This is a genomic window from Marinoscillum luteum, assembly GCF_044005705.1.
Classification (GTDB): Bacteria; Bacteroidota; Bacteroidia; order Cytophagales; family Cyclobacteriaceae; genus Marinoscillum; species Marinoscillum luteum.
The window spans coordinates 66,255-81,133 of sequence record NZ_JBIPKE010000011.1; the positions used below are offsets into that span (position 1 = coordinate 66,255).

Consider the following 14,879-nt stretch of genomic DNA (forward strand, 5'->3'; position numbering starts at 1 on the left):
TTTTTCCCCTAAGGTCCAAGTCATTGGGCGTAGTTTCTTATTTTTGCGCCTAGTACTCAAAACGTTTACATCACTTGCCTATGAGACTCGGTCAGCTCTCCAGACAACTCAACCTGGACACTAAAGATATTGTTAATTTTTTGGCTGAAAACAATATTGAAATCAAAGATCACCCCAATGTAAAGCTTGATGAAAACGCTGAGCAAATGGTCATGGAAAAATTCAGCGACCCCAAATCTGAAGAAACTTCGGTACTCATGGAAACTTCAGAAACCCTGACCATCGAAAACGAACCATCTGAATTGGACAGCGACATTCTTCCGGAGCCACAGAGTGATGCAATTGAAGATGACCCATTGGCCGAGCCAATAGCCACTACGTCCGATGTGGAACCTACTGAACCAGCCAGCGAAGAAGCAATAGCATCAGAAACACCGGATTCAGAGGAAGAAATAGAAGTTATTAAAGCACCTAAAATAGAGCTACCAGGGCTTAAGGTGGTAGGCAAAATCGACCTACCCGAACCTAAAGCCCCTAAAGAGGATGAGGAACCTGAAGAACCCATCGAGAAAGAGGAAAAGGAAGAATCTATCCCCAAAGTACGGTTGGTGCATCACAGCAAAAGAAACAGCCGGCCCAGACTCACTCCTGAGCAGCTGGAAGAAAAGCGCTTAAGAAACAAGAGAGCCAAAGAAAAGCGTATCCGAGAAGCTGAAGAACGTGCCAAAGCACGGGAGATACAGCGACTCAAAGACATCAAAGCTGAACACTATAAAAAGAAGTTGTCTAAGGCCAGTGCCAAACAAACTACCAACAAGAAGAAAGCGACCTCCAAGCCAAAACAAGTCACCCAACAAAAGCCACAACCTAAATCACTATTAGGTAAATTTTGGCGATGGCTGAATACCTAGATAAGCTACAGATGGTAATGTTTCAGATTTATGCCGAAACTAAAATCACTTAACAATTCGGATGCGCTACACCCAGTGGATCAGGGCATCGTGCGAAAGACAAAATCCCAAAGCGGAGAAGTAACCCCAAAAGCTTTGTGCCCCTGACGGTAATGGTGAATCCCATGATGCACCCAGAAGATCTTCAGGAAATTCTTAGGCGGACGGTAAGCATGCACCAGGTAATGGATGAAAAGATATCCTGCATACCCAAACAGAAATCCTGGCAAAAATGCAAACACCTGATCCCCTATCACCAGTTTGAACAGGAAAAGTAAAATCGTAGAAATCGTCACGCTTACGATGGGTGGCATGGCCAGCCTGTCTTTGTCTTTCGGGTAGTCATGATGCACCCCGTGAAATTTATACTGGAAGTTTTTACGAGCGCTGGTGTGAGTGCTCATGTGGAAAAGAAACCTGTGAATGGAATACTCCAAAAGCGTAAAAAAAAGCAATCCGCCAAAAAATAAGCCGGTGGTAACCAGTGGATCCAGCTGCACCGTCGCAATACTCCAATAGAGTAGTGCCATTCCATAAAGTATGAAAATGCCGATTGGCAGGGCTATATGGGTTCTTGTGAGACGCTCCAGTATCGGATTCTCAAATAATCGCTTGGTTCCTTTATTGTGTATTTCCATATCAGATGCTAAGTTAATTTTTTACAGGAGGTTTTGATTGTTTTTGCGAGAAATGAAGGAATGCACAAACAACCCTTCTAATCACCGCCTAACCAGCATCGGAACTCTGACTGAGTCTTTGATTAATCAGCGATGAGGAACTTTGATCTCAAAGGATCGACCCCATCCTCGGTTGGGTCACAGGATCAATAAAGGATATGAGAAGTGAATGTCTTAACAGCTACCTCCGGGCTCCTCCGCGTTTCATTTCTTCGATGGTATTCACCGCTGTTTGAAGCTCTCTTTTGAGTCTTACCTGAGTTTCCCTGGATTTATCCCGGTGAGTTTCAAACTCTTTTCGCTGTTGTTCAAACTCTCTTTTAATTCGGGAGGTGGAGGCATTGCTCTTCATAAACATGCCATAAGCCAGTACCACTGCCACGGCAAGAATGAGAATGATCACCCAAACCAGAATATGATAGGCGGTCTTTTCCATCTCCATACCAAGAAAGGTTATCACATCGTTGGTTTTGATGCTTTCAGCCAATCGTACATTCACTTTACGTAAGTCTGACTTCAGAGAATCTATGTTCGTCTGAAGGTCTGTGATTCTGGATTGAAGTGATGAAATTTCATCTGACTTACTGCTGAGGGTATCTGCAATATTTACCCAAAAACCCTCAATTTCGGTCTGTCTGATCACCTTGTATTGCTCGTAGGTGGACGACTTCTGCATGATCTGTTCGTACTGATCTTTTAGGCTCTCCTGTGTGTACCCCACATGAGTGGTGGCCATTACAGTAAATAGTAATAAACAAAGTTTCAGTGCTCTACGAACCTTTTTCATCTAATAATCGCTGGTTTGGTATTGATTGTATTTGATTAATAAAAAGTCACCTCACAGTTAGGGAAAACTCCCTTGAATTCGTCAATCTTATGAGACCGAATTCTGGTATTGTAGCAAATGAGTGATTTCAGACCGCTAATATCGTAAAGCCTGTCCAGTTGCCAAACTCTTGTGTTGCTTATATTTAATACCTCAAGCTGGCGCAGTGCCTCCAGCCCTTTCAATTTCTTGACATTGGTGCCTGAACAGTTCAGGGTCATCAGGGTCTGGTTGTCACTGATCGGCCTCAGGTCGTCCACCGCTGTACTGGAGATGTCCAGCAATCGCAGGTACTGTAATGACGCCAATCCTTCCAGGTCCATCAGCGGGCCATTTTTGCAGGTGATTTGCTCTATCCCTTCATGAACATTGAGGTCAATCAGACTAGTCACTCCGGTATTGGAGAGTGAAACCTCCTTCAAATTGATAAATCTATCCAGCGGCCTGAGCGAGGAAATTGGAGTGTTTTCTATTTTGACAGAGCGGCTCTCGATGAGCTGATGCAAAGTAAAAGCATCTGTTTTACTCAAACCAAAGGCCTTTCTCCAGGGATCAGAAAGTTCTTCCCACCACGATAGCAAAGCTTCCGACTGGTAAATAACCACTGTTTCCGGGTTCACTTTCAAAAAAGCCCTTACCCGATCTTCAGTGATTTTCGATTGGTCCACATCCACCAGTAAGAGCTTATTGAGGGATTGTATAGACCTGATGTCCTGAATGAGGCTCCCCTTCACAATGACGTACTTGAGGTTTTTGTTTTGCTCCAATCCGGCCAATGTCTCTATGGGGAGCTTCTCTCCCTCCAGAAACTCAAGATCAGACATTCCTGCTGTAAATCGCAGATCAGTAAATAGGTTCTTACTGACGTTTAGATACCTGAGTCTCGTGAATTTTTCCAAAGGTTTTGAGGACACCAGCTGCTGGTTGCTCACATCCAGCGAATCGATATTGAGTAATTTGATCACATCCTCTTTGCTAGGATTTGAAAGCCCGACCCTTTGAGTAAGTACAGTTTTCCAATCAAAAGGTAGATTTTTCCACCATTCGATGACCTTTTCACTGTTGATCACCACCACCAATCCAGGTTTGGCAGACATCAACTGAGAGGCCTGTGACTCTGATACTCCCGTGTAGTCCGCATAGACTTTCTTCAATTTTGGGCAGTCTCGCAATGGGCTCAGGGTGTTGACAGTGGTCTGATTAATGGAGAGTTGCTCCAGTGCGGGGTGATTCTCCAGGCCGACAAGGCTGCTGATATAAGTTTCAGACAAGTCCAGCACTTTCAAACCTTTGAAGCCGCTGAGTACAGATAACGTCTTCACCCCAGTTCGTGATAACAGAGCTTTTTGGAGTTGTGTACTACCGATAAGCACTTCCGGATCGGTAAAAGCCGTGTTGGAAAAGTCAACCATCTTCAAGCTGGTCAGACTTCTGAGCGGCGTGAATACAATTACATTAGAACCTGATAGGTTCAGCGTTTCCAGACGGGTAAGTCCTCCAATAGCCGTAATATCTTGTGCCAGGGTCTGTGAGAGGTCGACCTGTTTAAGGTTTTCGAAGTACTGAAGTACGTCAATATTTGAGAGTCGTGTATTCGATGCACTTAATTTTTCAAGCTTCATGGCATACCGCAGTGGCCCCAGGTCATCTACCTTGGTATTGCTGATGTCCAATACCCTCAGTCCTCTCAGGGCAGCCAGTGGACGAATGTCCTGTATCATCTGGTTTCCAGACAAATTGATACTATCTATGGCGGCTATCTTAAAAAGTGCCTCATCCGATATGGTATCAAAGTCTACATAGGCCTTGAAGATGCGTGTCCAACCATAAGACAAGTTTTCCCACCAGTTTCGCAGCTCTTTTTCCCGACTGATCTTGGTGGTGTATACACTGACAATTTTCAGGTCAGATTCCTCTTCATTTACGTTCACCTCCAGAAAGCGCCTGGAAGTATTCTTGTAGGGATTTCCCTCCAGGGTAACCGCCTCAATCGTATTTTGGAACTCTACCAGAAAATAGGCCTTTCCATTTTCCCGTTCGGCCTTTGTTATTTGGATATCCTCAAATGAAAAAGAGATGTGCTTAAAGAAAAAATCCACATCCCTGAGGTAGCCGGACACATCCTTATTGGTGATGGCGTTGCGGTCGGGCAGCAGGTCATCCTCCACCTGCACCTGCCGGTTTAGAAAGATTTTCTTATAACTCTCGGTGAGAATGGCTTCCTTATCTCTTGTGGGGGTTTTGGAAGATCCCACGGTATTGAGCATATACTGATAAAAGGACACCAAACCTCTCACTTCAGACAGATAGGCTTCGTCTGTTTCTGTGGTTTGATTCTCCTGGCCGAAGGTTTTGATCGTGCCAAAGAGTAAGGTAAAAGTCAGGAATATGAAAACGGCCTTCAGGCTAGTTTTTGTCATAGAGGTAATCTTTCATTTGTTTTTGCTCAGCAGCCCCCACCTTCACCAGGTTAGAGATCAGCCAGCCAGTATTGTATCCAGGTCTGTTAAAATTGGAGAGTTCAAAATACCAGCCATCCACTTCAAAGAAGTGGAACTTCACATTTTTCACGGTTTTGAACTCAAGTGCACCGCCTTTCATCTCAAAAAGGAAAAGTGTAAGGTAATCCGGCTCCCATTTTCGAGAGGTATATTGCTCGGGGTTTTGGGTGTTTCTAAAAGCTTTCCTGAGGGTCATGAAATCCAATTCATGGCTCATGGGATGTATAAACATTTTTTGCTCTGAGGTGTCCTTCTTAAAGGATGACTTATAAGGATCGAAAGAGAGATCATCGATGACCCATTCATAACCTTGGCCCTGCTGTTGCAGGATCATATAGAGCAACACACTCACTTCTTTGCCTTTGTAGAGGAAAGTGGTATTCACTTCGGCAAACCAGTCGCCTGAGTGAAAGTCAAGAAATACAGGGTTTTTCTTATCCAGAACTTCCTTGATAAATGAGTTGGCCGTTTCGGTCTTGACGTATCCGGTTTCAGTATCAAAAAGTATCGGCAGATACTTCTTTCTGAGTCCCGCATCCCGGTATTTCTTATCCTCCGGATAGTAGCGATTACCGCGCTCGTCTTCTTCCCCATTGAAGCGGTGAAAGAATTGATTGATCTGCTTGGTAGACGCATACAACTCATCCTCGGTATCTTTCATTTCATCAGTGACCGATCGCTGGGCCACTGATGAAGTGAAAGTGATCACAAGGGCTGTAATCAATAGGCCGTATCTCATGCAGAGGTTTCGGTTACCCGCACATCTCCCAATAGGACATCCCAAAACTCGATGGTGCGACCGGCAATTTGTGTTTCCTTCTTCTTCACATAGATCGTGATATCCTTCTTGGTGGTATCCTTATAGCTCATACCATCATCAGAAGTTCCTTCAAATCGCTGGTAAATGGTAATCACTCCTACAAAGGTGCCGTCTGGTTGTTGCTCCAAATCACTGATGTAGTGGATATCGTACCATTTGATGCTCACCTTGTCATAATTGAGCGCCATCAGCCGCTCAAAATACTGACGAACTTTGTAGTAGGAGATTTCTTCTTTGGATAAGGAAGAAACGCCCATTTCACTATCAGGAGCAAAGAGCTCTTCTGCCCGATCCATGACTCGCTGCGCTTCAGAATACTGGGTTTTTTTATCCCCTATAATGCTGATGTACTTACTCAGGTCTTTGACCTTTTCCAACGCGAGTGAATCTATCGCCTGTTTTCTTCTAGGATCAATGTCGTCCTGCGCAAACGCAGAAGATACTAGTAGCAGCGTGGCTGCCAGTGTGATGTATTTAAATATTTTCATGATTTTCTGTCTTTTTGAGTTTACTTCTTAAGCACCAATTCTTTGATTTTGCCATAATCATCCAACACCATTTCTTCCACCTTGGCCTTGTTGTTTCCGGTATCCTTCAGGTATTCCAGATACTTCTTGATGGTGGTGGGTTCGTCATAGTCAGTGCTACCATCTTTGCGATAGATCACGATAAGCACCGGTGCATCGGGTCTACCAAACATGGTTAATGCCTCGCTAATACTTCCATTGGCAGAGGTGGCAGAGGGAGCATTCGCTATGGCTGCAAAATAGTTCTCCAGCTTTTGAGATTTGTTAGGCTCCTTCGTGGCGATTCGTTCTTCAGGCTCTTCCATTTCTTCCGTTTGGTCTTCGGCCAGCTCTTCTTCTATTTGGTCTCTTACTTCCTGCGGATCCGAAACTTCGGCAACTTTCTTTTTGTTTTTACATGCTGAAAAGCCCACAATCAGCGCTAGCAAAAGCGTGGTATTGATCAGCGAAATATTCAATCTTTTTTGTCTCATTTTATTCATTGGTTTGTCATGATCGTTAAACGTTATCTCTTGAAATATGATGTAATAATTTATCCACTTTCAAAGACTGACCTCCTATTGCAAATAGCATTCCAAACTTACTGAGTACTGATTAAATTAAGTTTCAAACCTGAGAAATTATCATTATGAGAAAATAGTCGCCTAATTGAGAATACTTATCCTTGTAACGGATGCCATCACAGAGCAAATTGCTGGTCTGTATGATTTTGGGTAAATTATGATCAAAACCCGAAAGACCATGAAGCGCGTCACTCTACTCCCCTTATTTCTTGCCTTACTATCTAGTGTAGCTCCTGTGATTGCACAGACTAACCTTGAGTTGGCTACTTTGGCTGCACCGGAAGCATACCGTGCAAATGCCACAGTATATGGATACAATGCAGACGGAACGTTTGTTTTGCTTCGTGAGGGGTCCAACCACCTGGTCTGCATAGGTGATGATCCGTCCAAAGAAGGGTTTAGTGTGGTAGCTTATCACAAAGACCTGGATCCCTTTATGGCCAGAGGACGTGAATTGAAAGCCATGGGAAAGTCGTTCGATGAAATCTTTGCCACCCGTGAGGCAGAAGCTCAAGCTGGTAAATTGGTGATTCCAGATAAATCTACGCTAACAGTATATCAAGCCGATCTGGATGACAATGGCAGCCCCATTAATCCATACCTGAGGTATGTGGTGTATATACCATTTGCCACAGCCGAGGAAACAGGACTACCTACCGGCCCCATGTCTGATGGGGGTCCCTGGATTATGGATCCGGGTACTCATCGCGCTCACATCATGATTACCCCTCCTAGAAAAGATTAATGCCGGTTTAAAACAATGTGGTGAGATTATTGTTTAACTTAGTGGATTATTTAATGCACTGAAAAATTGCCACTTAGGCAGCTGCACTTCGACAAACGAAAAAATCATAAATTTTAAATACCTATGCTTCAACAAACTAGGAGTAAAACTTCTTACGAAGAATTATTATCAAGCGTAATCGAAAACATTAAGAAACAGGGTTACGAAAATATCAGAGCTGATCTGAGCGACTATGAATCCCCTTACCAATTGATTGGGCAAACCAAAGATGTGAATTTTACTCCAGATGTGACGGCAACGAAAAACGACGGAAAAGCCTACTTTGAGATTTCTACTAAAGTGGATAACCCGAATGATTTGATCAATAAATGGAAACTGCTGGAAACACTGGCAACAATGAAGCGAGGCAAATTTCAAATATTTGTACCTCATGGTCATATGAAATTCACTCAGGAATTGGTGAAAGACTATAACATCAACGCTGAAGTTAGAAAAATTTAGTAAAAAGCCCTTCAATTAATTTTGAAGGGCTTTTTTGTTAAGGGCGCCTTCCGATCAAGAGCAGTCCTACCCCTTCCTCAAAAGAGATTTCACCATTCGCCACTTCAGTGGTTTCGCCCGTATAGTAATTCGTTACACGCTCCCCATCGCCGAAAATCCCCCTGGAGTTAACCGCACTACCATCATTATCCATCACCACTATCACACGATCACTTGCAGCTCCATCACTATAGGTTCTTGAAAAGGTATAAGGCGTTCCGTTCATGAGCTGATGCTTCCCCGCACCAACGGCGACATGATCCTTTCTGAACTGTCCCAGTCGCTGCCAGTGTGATAGCAAGCCCTGAATTTCCGGAGTATCCAGGTCAGCCCAATTCATCATGGTACGAAGGTTGGCATCTCCCTGAGCGCCCTCCGCTTGCAATGGCCGGGACGTTTCATCTCCATAATAGATCTGGGCCTGTCCAGGTGTGAGCATTAGCATGGTACCGGCCAGGTAGCCGTTGGTTCTTTCGCGATCAAAAGGCCCACCATCATCATGAGAACTCACATAGTTGAGCACTGTATAGCCACTAAGAACAGTGCTGAGTTGATTGGCATAATAGGAAAAAACCTCTTCCGGCACTCTGCCAGCATCACCTTTCATAGAGAAGTTGATCAGACTTTTAAAGCCATTTTCGAAAAAATTGACACTGTCCTCAGCATTATAAAAGTAATCTTGACCATTCTGAATACCGTATCCATACACCTCCCCGACCATGAAAAAGTCCTCGTCATCCAGCACTTCCGCCGGTGAAGTTGATTTCCAATCCTTAAAGGCTTCGCTGGCGAGCTTATAGAGCTCTCCCCAGATAGAAGCTTCGGTATGTTTAGCAGTATCCACTCTGTAGCCATCAATTCCCATTTCGCGCACATAGTCAGTCAGCCATTTCATGATGTAAAACCTGGGTGCTCGAGGATATCCCGTTCTTTCAAAAAACGCATCCAACTCCGCCACTTCTTCCTCCAATCTTCCCTCCTGGGTCCATTTCTCAACCAGAAAATCGGGAAGCGCCACTTCCTCGTCGCTATCCGTTAGGATATCCGGCAAGTTTTCTACCAGTGTACAGGCTATGGTGGAAGCGGCATCTGTATAAGTGCACTGCGGGGTGGTTCGCACCCATGCATCCGGCCACTGGCTGTCTTCTGGTGTGACGGGCCCGGTATGGTTCACCACCACATCCATTAAGATGCGGATCCCATGCTCGTGTGCTACTTTCACAAGACTTTTGAGGTCTTCCATAGTGCCAAAATTGGGATCAATGGCCGTCCAGTCACGCGCCCAATATCCGTGATATCCATAGGTTTTACCAGTACCCTCGTCCACATAGCCATGAATCTGTTCCACTGGTGGGTTGAACCAAATGGCATCAACCCCCAGGTCGTCAAAGTAGCCTTCCTCTATTTTCATGGTGATCCCTTGCAAATCTCCGCCCATAAAGCTCCTTAAAACCGCTCCATCGGGCTCACGACCATAGTTCGTATCATTCTCGGGATTACCGTTATAAAAACGATCCGTCAACAGGAAATAGATCGTCGCATTCTCCCATTTGAAGACTGGTGGCTGTTCTATTGCCTCAGAAGTGGGCTTTTCAGAACAACCTAAGCCGCCAAGGGTAATGAGTATTGTAAAGAGGGCTTTGTACATGGGTCATTTATGTTTTAGAAGAAGCTAAAACTAAGAGAAAGAAGTAACTCTGCCAAGTAGAAAAAAAGAAAGCCGGCCACTTGGCCGACTTTCAAATGCTCACGCACTGATATCTACAATAAAGAGAGGGGTTTTAGTGTGAGTATCTAAAACAAAAAACCCATTTTAAAATTTCTTCTAGCGAAAACCACATGACCCTACTCCTGGCAGTCTAGGTATTCACTGCAAATTGATAGATCGGGTAATCCAGAAACCGATGATCGGATTGCAGTAAGCTTATGATGCACTCTATTTCAGGAAAATTTTTACCGAGAATAAATATTCTGGCTCGACTCCCGAGCTCATTTCCTTTATATAATCCTCTTGAGCGCAAATAATCAAACGTTCGCTGGCTGTCTTTTAACCATAGCAAATCACAAGTCTCTTCCGAAACCTTCAAACTACTCAGCATCATATCCACCTCATAGGGATTCGATGATATGAGAATTATTTCTGTGTTCCGTATAAGATCATGTGGATTTACCATCTTTCTAATTGCTGATGATACAAATCTATCCGGACTCAAAAAGAGATATTAGGGTGTTAACCTGATTATTGAAAAATAGGTGAATTACCTATAAGTTAAGCAGAGGCTCAAATGATGCCTTTCTCGATGGCGTATATGGCCAGGCCAGCCATGGTCTTGCAACCTGTCTTTTCGAGGATGTTACGCTTGTGAGCTTCCACGGTTCTTACGCTAATAAAGAGCATATCCGCAATCACCTGATTGGAATGCTCCTCCATAATCAACCTTACGATCTCCTTTTCACGTTTGGTAAGAGTTACCTCCAGTGAAACACGCTGCAAGGCAGGTTTTTTACCAGACAACTGCCCCATGATGATGTCATATACTTCACGTGTGTAGTAGTTTTCTCCACCACTTATGGTTTTGATGGCCTTGAGTATTTCTTCCTTTGGACTATTTTTCAGTACATACCCCTTGGCTCCAAGACTTATCATCTTCTTAATTTGAGAAACTTCATTGATCATAGAGACTACCAGAACATCCTGTTTGATTTGCCGATCCTGAAGGGCCGTCATAAACTCCACCCCATTCATGTCTGGCATAGCCATATCTGTGATAATCAGATCAAAATCTTTCTCTTCAAGTTTTTGGAGGGCTTCCTGTCCATTATTGGCTTCATCCAGAATCTCTATTTCTTCATTTGTAGAAAAGTATTGCCGGATGGCGTCCCTGATCATGGGATGATCATCTACCAAAAGGATCCTAATCTTGTTTTTCATGTGGCGGTGACTCTATATATCAACGATCCTGCGATTTCATGGGTACAATTTTGTCACCAATCAAACGCGATTTCACAGACATTCGATCCTAATAAACTCCTTATACCTCCATAATGTTTTATTATTTTGAAACAACAGAGTTATAAGGAAGTACTAAGAAAACAGAAGAGTCGGATCTATTTCAGGGTAATTCCCTTGTCATCAAGGGTCACGAGTCGTTGTCTGTAGAGGGTACCAATAGCCTTTTTGAAATTCTTTTTGCTCATTTGAAGAAGTCGCTTGATTTCGTCAGGATCACTCTTATCATGAAGTGGCAAAAAACCTTCGTTCTTCTTTAGTACCTCAAACACTCTTTCAGCATTGGGTTCAATGCTTTCGTGGCCTGTACGCTCCAGCACCAGATCTATCTTATTGTCAGGCCTTATTTGCTTCACAAAAGCCGATGTGGTATCTCCCGGCTGGATATCCTTAAAGATTTGGTTCTTATAAACCAGGCCCTTGTATTTACCATTCACAATGCACTGAAAGCCCAGATCAGTATCATTGCCCACCAATATCTGCACTTCTTCACCCTCTTCCAGTTCGATCGTATTTTGCTCCACAAACTTGTTGAGGTGTGTAGAACCAACAAGGCGATCGGTCACATTGTCCAGGTACATGTAGACCAAATAAGATTTGCCTACATCCATACGCTCCAATTGCTCTTTGAAGGGAACCAACAAGTCCTTTTCCAACCCCCAGTCCATAAAAGTACCGAAGGAAGTGGCATCCTTTACTTTTAAATAAGCAAACTCTCCCCGCATGATGTGAGGGGTCAAGGTGGTAGCAATCAATCGGTCCTCAGAGTCTGTATAGATAAAAACATCTATATAATCCCCTATTTCAAGACCTTCGGGAATGTACTTATTGGGCAATAATATTTCTTCAACACTGTCCCCGAGGTATAGCCCTTGTTCTGTGGACTTTAAAACTTCAAGCTTATTGATTCTGCCTATTTCGACTAATGGTAACGACATTATGGACCTTATTAAGCCACAAAGGTATTCTATTTACTGAGCCTCTGTTACCTTTGCGGGGTTCATAAATAACAATACCAATGAAAAAAGCAGAAATACATACCAAAAAGGGTGTGATGAAAATCAATTTCTTCGAGCAAGACGCTCCTAAAGCTGTAGCTAACTTTATCTCTCTAGCAGAGAAGGGGTTTTATGACGGATTGACATTTCATCGCGTGATACCTGATTTCGTGATCCAGGGTGGTTGCCCAAAAGGAACCGGAGCAGGTGGCCCCGGATATACCATAGATTGTGAATTGGATGGTGACAATCAGTATCACGACCGTGGAGTGCTTTCGATGGCGCACGCAGGCAGGAATACAGGTGGTTCACAGTTTTTCATCTGTCATAGCCGAAAAAACACTGCACATCTGGATAGAAATCACACCGTATTCGGAAAAGTGGTTGAGGGTTTGGAAGTAATTGATGCCATCAGAGAAGATGATGTGATGGAGAAAGTGGTCATCACTGAAGCGTAAAAATGGAATTTCTGATTGGTGAATGGCGTATTCACCAATCAGGATTGTCCTACTTCAACTCAAATGACACCTCATCTGCCGATAAATAATTGATCAGTGGCGACTCAGCCAGCTTACCCTTGAGATGCAATAGTCGGATATAGTTCATCCGAATGGCTGATTCATAGTTCAGGGTCTTTTCACGAATAAAGTAATCAAGCTCCGACAATTTGATGTAAGTATCCAGATCACCCGAGATCTCACTGTTCAGCTGCCGGTATTCATTCAATTTCTGCGATCGTTTAGCCAGCAGCATCAACTGCAAATAAGAGGTTTCCATCTCTGAGATCATATAATCCACCCGTTCCTTCTCTACGCTCACAGATGTCTCCAATTCCACCTGATCGTCTATCAGCGCCAACTTCTTGCGCTCCAATTGTGGCTTGTCCGAATTAAAAATAGGGATGGTCAAACCCATCTGAAACCCAAGGTGATCGGCGGGTGCGTCTCCCCTGTCAAGATCATATTCGCCTTGAATGAAGCCGATGTTGCTGAAAGCTTCTGCCTGATCAATTTTCAGCAGCTGTTCCTTCTGAGCCAAAGAGCGCAGCGCCCGGTCATGCAGCATTCCATTAGACCATTCTATCTCCCTGGTGCGCTGCCAGATAGTGTCAATCGGGATCACATCAAAGCTTCCCCACTCCAAGTTCCGCACGCCCGAGGAGGAAACAGACGACATGACCAATTCAATTTTATGATCAAGGCCGATGCTTTCAAGCCCCAGTTTGGTGAGCGACTCCTCTACGTCAATCAGGTCATTTAGCGACCCCTGGGCTCCTAGCAGGAGATTCGATTGCTTCTGGAGCTCATTTTCCCGACTTTCCAACAGGTCCTTTTTTCTGGTGAGAAAAGCATGCTCCAATAGTATTTCATATCGTCGCAACATGACATTGTTAATAACTTCCAGTCGCTCTGCGCCCAACTGCCTATCCATCAAACGTTTATAATCTCTGTTGGCTTTGATCTCCAGTGGATTGATAAGGCCCAGGCGCATCCTATACTCTTCTACCCCAATCTGTGAACCAGAGGAACGCACCCTGAAATCCAAATCTCGCAACCATGGAGAGCCAAATTTATGATCAGAGAGGAAGTCCTCCGTCATTTGTACGATCATGTACTCCCCATCAGTGATTGGGGCACTGAGGTACTCTAATTGGCCCTGTCCCTGACTGGTCAATGCGCTGGTCAATGCCAGGCCGATCATCAAAATCCATTTTTTCATTGCGTGGTAGACATCTGAGGATATACAAATACCTTCTCCCCGTTCAGAAAGCTATTGTCCGTAGGGATGCTGATGAAGATCTCCTGTCCGTAACTCACTGTGTTGGCCGTTGGTGACTGAATTTTACCAGGATATGCCGTAATCCGCGCACCCAGCTCCTTCACATACCCGGTAATGCTATATAGCCTATTTTCAGAAACCACCTTCACCGTATCTCCTGGCTTTACCATAGAGGTAAAACGTTCGTTGATATATGCTTTGATGATGGAAGGGTGAGACTCATAAATGGACAAAAGGGTTTTGAAAGCCGGCACGAGTTCATCCAAATGTACATCCAGCGTGCCCACGATGCCCTGAAACTTAGCCACCCTCACGAGGGTGTTTCGCTCGTCATAAAGGGCCTGAAGCTCTTTTTCGATCAGCTCAATCTCCTTTTTCTGGATTTCCAATTGCTCGTTTAATTGCAACTGCTGACGTTGGATCTCCTGGGCGTAGAATCGCTTCAAGTCAGATATTTCTGTTTCAATGGCCTTTAGCTGAATGATTTTCAATGAGTCTGCTGTGGTGGAAAGCATTCCTCCGGACAACTGCTGGCGGATTCGCGTTTGTTGGTTGAGCTCTGTCTGCAATTCGCTTCTTTCGGAGATTAGCCTGTTGATCTTCCCTTCTCTTTCTATAGTAAGAAGCTCTTTCTTGCTCAGGTAGTCCTGATTGGCCTGGACTATACCTGAAACCACGCGCTCCTGCTCGTTGGTTTTCCTTTCGATATCCAGGTTAAGGTCCGGTCTGGAAACCACCACCAGAGTGTCTCCCACGTTGACCTCCTGGCCCGGAATGACGTAGATTCTTTCTATAATGACCGGCTTCTGATAACTCACGGCAGTCACCTGCGACTCCACCACTGCCACCAACGCCTCTGTTCTGCTTTTATACCTTAAGGAAATGACCGCAAGGGAGACACCCAATACAACCCAGATCAATACAAATAATTTTTTACTCATGA

15 protein-coding genes are annotated in these 14,879 nt (G+C 44.3%); 4 read left to right on the forward strand and 11 right to left on the reverse strand.

Annotated elements, in window-relative coordinates:
• The first annotated feature begins 74 nt into the window (after positions 1-74).
• The gene (locus ACHKAR_RS02425; protein ID WP_395416022.1) at positions 75-911 is read left to right on the forward strand and encodes a hypothetical protein; all 837 of its coding nucleotides are present in this window, start codon (positions 75-77) and stop codon (positions 909-911) included.
• 80 nt (positions 912-991) lie between these two features.
• On the opposite strand, the gene ACHKAR_RS02430 is transcribed toward ACHKAR_RS02425, so the two are convergent.
• The 6 genes from ACHKAR_RS02430 to ACHKAR_RS02455 form a co-directional block, all read right to left on the reverse strand.
• Positions 992-1,588 (reverse strand): sterol desaturase family protein, encoded by a 597-nt coding sequence (locus ACHKAR_RS02430; RefSeq protein WP_395416023.1) that lies wholly within the window; start codon positions 1,586-1,588, stop codon positions 992-994.
• Positions 1,589-1,808: 220 nt separating this feature from the next.
• Entirely contained in the window at positions 1,809-2,414 is a 606-nt protein-coding gene (locus ACHKAR_RS02435) for a hypothetical protein (RefSeq protein ID WP_395416024.1), read from the reverse strand.
• Positions 2,415-2,449: 35 nt separating this feature from the next.
• Positions 2,450-4,873 carry a leucine-rich repeat domain-containing protein gene (locus tag ACHKAR_RS02440; protein ID WP_395416025.1) on the reverse strand — a complete coding sequence of 808 codons (2,424 nt, stop codon included), beginning with the start codon at positions 4,871-4,873 and terminating at the stop codon, positions 2,450-2,452.
• A complete protein-coding gene (locus ACHKAR_RS02445) occupies positions 4,860-5,693 on the reverse strand; it encodes a hypothetical protein (RefSeq protein WP_395416026.1) in 834 nt (277 codons plus the stop codon). Before ACHKAR_RS02445 ends, ACHKAR_RS02440 begins: the two co-directional genes overlap by 14 nt.
• Positions 5,690-6,262, reverse strand: coding sequence for a hypothetical protein (locus ACHKAR_RS02450; RefSeq protein WP_370519051.1), 573 nt, complete (start codon positions 6,260-6,262; stop codon positions 5,690-5,692). The genes ACHKAR_RS02445 and ACHKAR_RS02450 overlap by 4 nt, the downstream gene beginning before the upstream one ends.
• A 20-nt stretch (positions 6,263-6,282) precedes the next feature.
• The gene (locus ACHKAR_RS02455; RefSeq protein WP_395416027.1) at positions 6,283-6,774 is read right to left on the reverse strand and encodes a nucleoid-structuring protein H-NS; all 492 of its coding nucleotides are present in this window, start codon (positions 6,772-6,774) and stop codon (positions 6,283-6,285) included.
• Positions 6,775-7,042: 268 nt separating this feature from the next.
• On the opposite strand from ACHKAR_RS02455, the gene ACHKAR_RS02460 reads away from it, so the two are divergent.
• Both ACHKAR_RS02460 and ACHKAR_RS02465 read left to right on the forward strand, forming a co-directional pair.
• Positions 7,043-7,609, forward strand: a complete 567-nt coding sequence (locus ACHKAR_RS02460; RefSeq protein WP_395416028.1) for a hypothetical protein — start codon at positions 7,043-7,045, stop codon at positions 7,607-7,609.
• A 123-nt stretch (positions 7,610-7,732) separates the two neighbouring features.
• A complete protein-coding gene (locus ACHKAR_RS02465) occupies positions 7,733-8,110 on the forward strand; it encodes a hypothetical protein (protein WP_159579939.1) in 378 nt (125 codons plus the stop codon).
• Between the two features lie 37 nt (positions 8,111-8,147).
• Here the strand turns inward: ACHKAR_RS02465 and ACHKAR_RS02470 are convergent, their stop codons facing one another.
• The 3 genes from ACHKAR_RS02470 to ACHKAR_RS02480 form a co-directional block, all read right to left on the reverse strand.
• A complete protein-coding gene (locus ACHKAR_RS02470; RefSeq protein ID WP_395416029.1) occupies positions 8,148-9,797 on the reverse strand; it encodes an alpha-amylase family glycosyl hydrolase in 1,650 nt (549 codons plus the stop codon).
• Positions 9,798-10,430: 633 nt separating this feature from the next.
• On the reverse strand, positions 10,431-11,081 hold the full coding sequence (locus ACHKAR_RS02475; RefSeq protein WP_395416030.1) for a response regulator: 651 nt from the start codon (positions 11,079-11,081) through the stop codon (positions 10,431-10,433).
• A 176-nt stretch (positions 11,082-11,257) separates the two neighbouring features.
• Positions 11,258-12,097 carry a CvfB family protein gene (locus tag ACHKAR_RS02480; RefSeq protein WP_395416031.1) on the reverse strand — a complete coding sequence of 280 codons (840 nt, stop codon included), beginning with the start codon at positions 12,095-12,097 and terminating at the stop codon, positions 11,258-11,260.
• An 80-nt stretch (positions 12,098-12,177) separates the two neighbouring features.
• On the opposite strand from ACHKAR_RS02480, the gene ACHKAR_RS02485 reads away from it, so the two are divergent.
• Complete coding sequence (locus ACHKAR_RS02485) at positions 12,178-12,615, forward strand: peptidylprolyl isomerase (protein WP_159579947.1); 438 nt, start codon at positions 12,178-12,180, stop codon at positions 12,613-12,615.
• Positions 12,616-12,664: 49 nt separating this feature from the next.
• Here ACHKAR_RS02485 and ACHKAR_RS02490 read toward each other — a convergent pair whose 3' ends face one another.
• Entirely contained in the window at positions 12,665-13,876 is a 1,212-nt protein-coding gene (locus ACHKAR_RS02490; RefSeq protein WP_395416032.1) for a hypothetical protein, read from the reverse strand.
• A complete protein-coding gene (locus ACHKAR_RS02495) occupies positions 13,873-14,877 on the reverse strand; it encodes an HlyD family secretion protein (RefSeq protein ID WP_159579951.1) in 1,005 nt (334 codons plus the stop codon). Before ACHKAR_RS02495 ends, ACHKAR_RS02490 begins: the two co-directional genes overlap by 4 nt.
• Positions 14,878-14,879 lie beyond the last annotated feature (2 nt).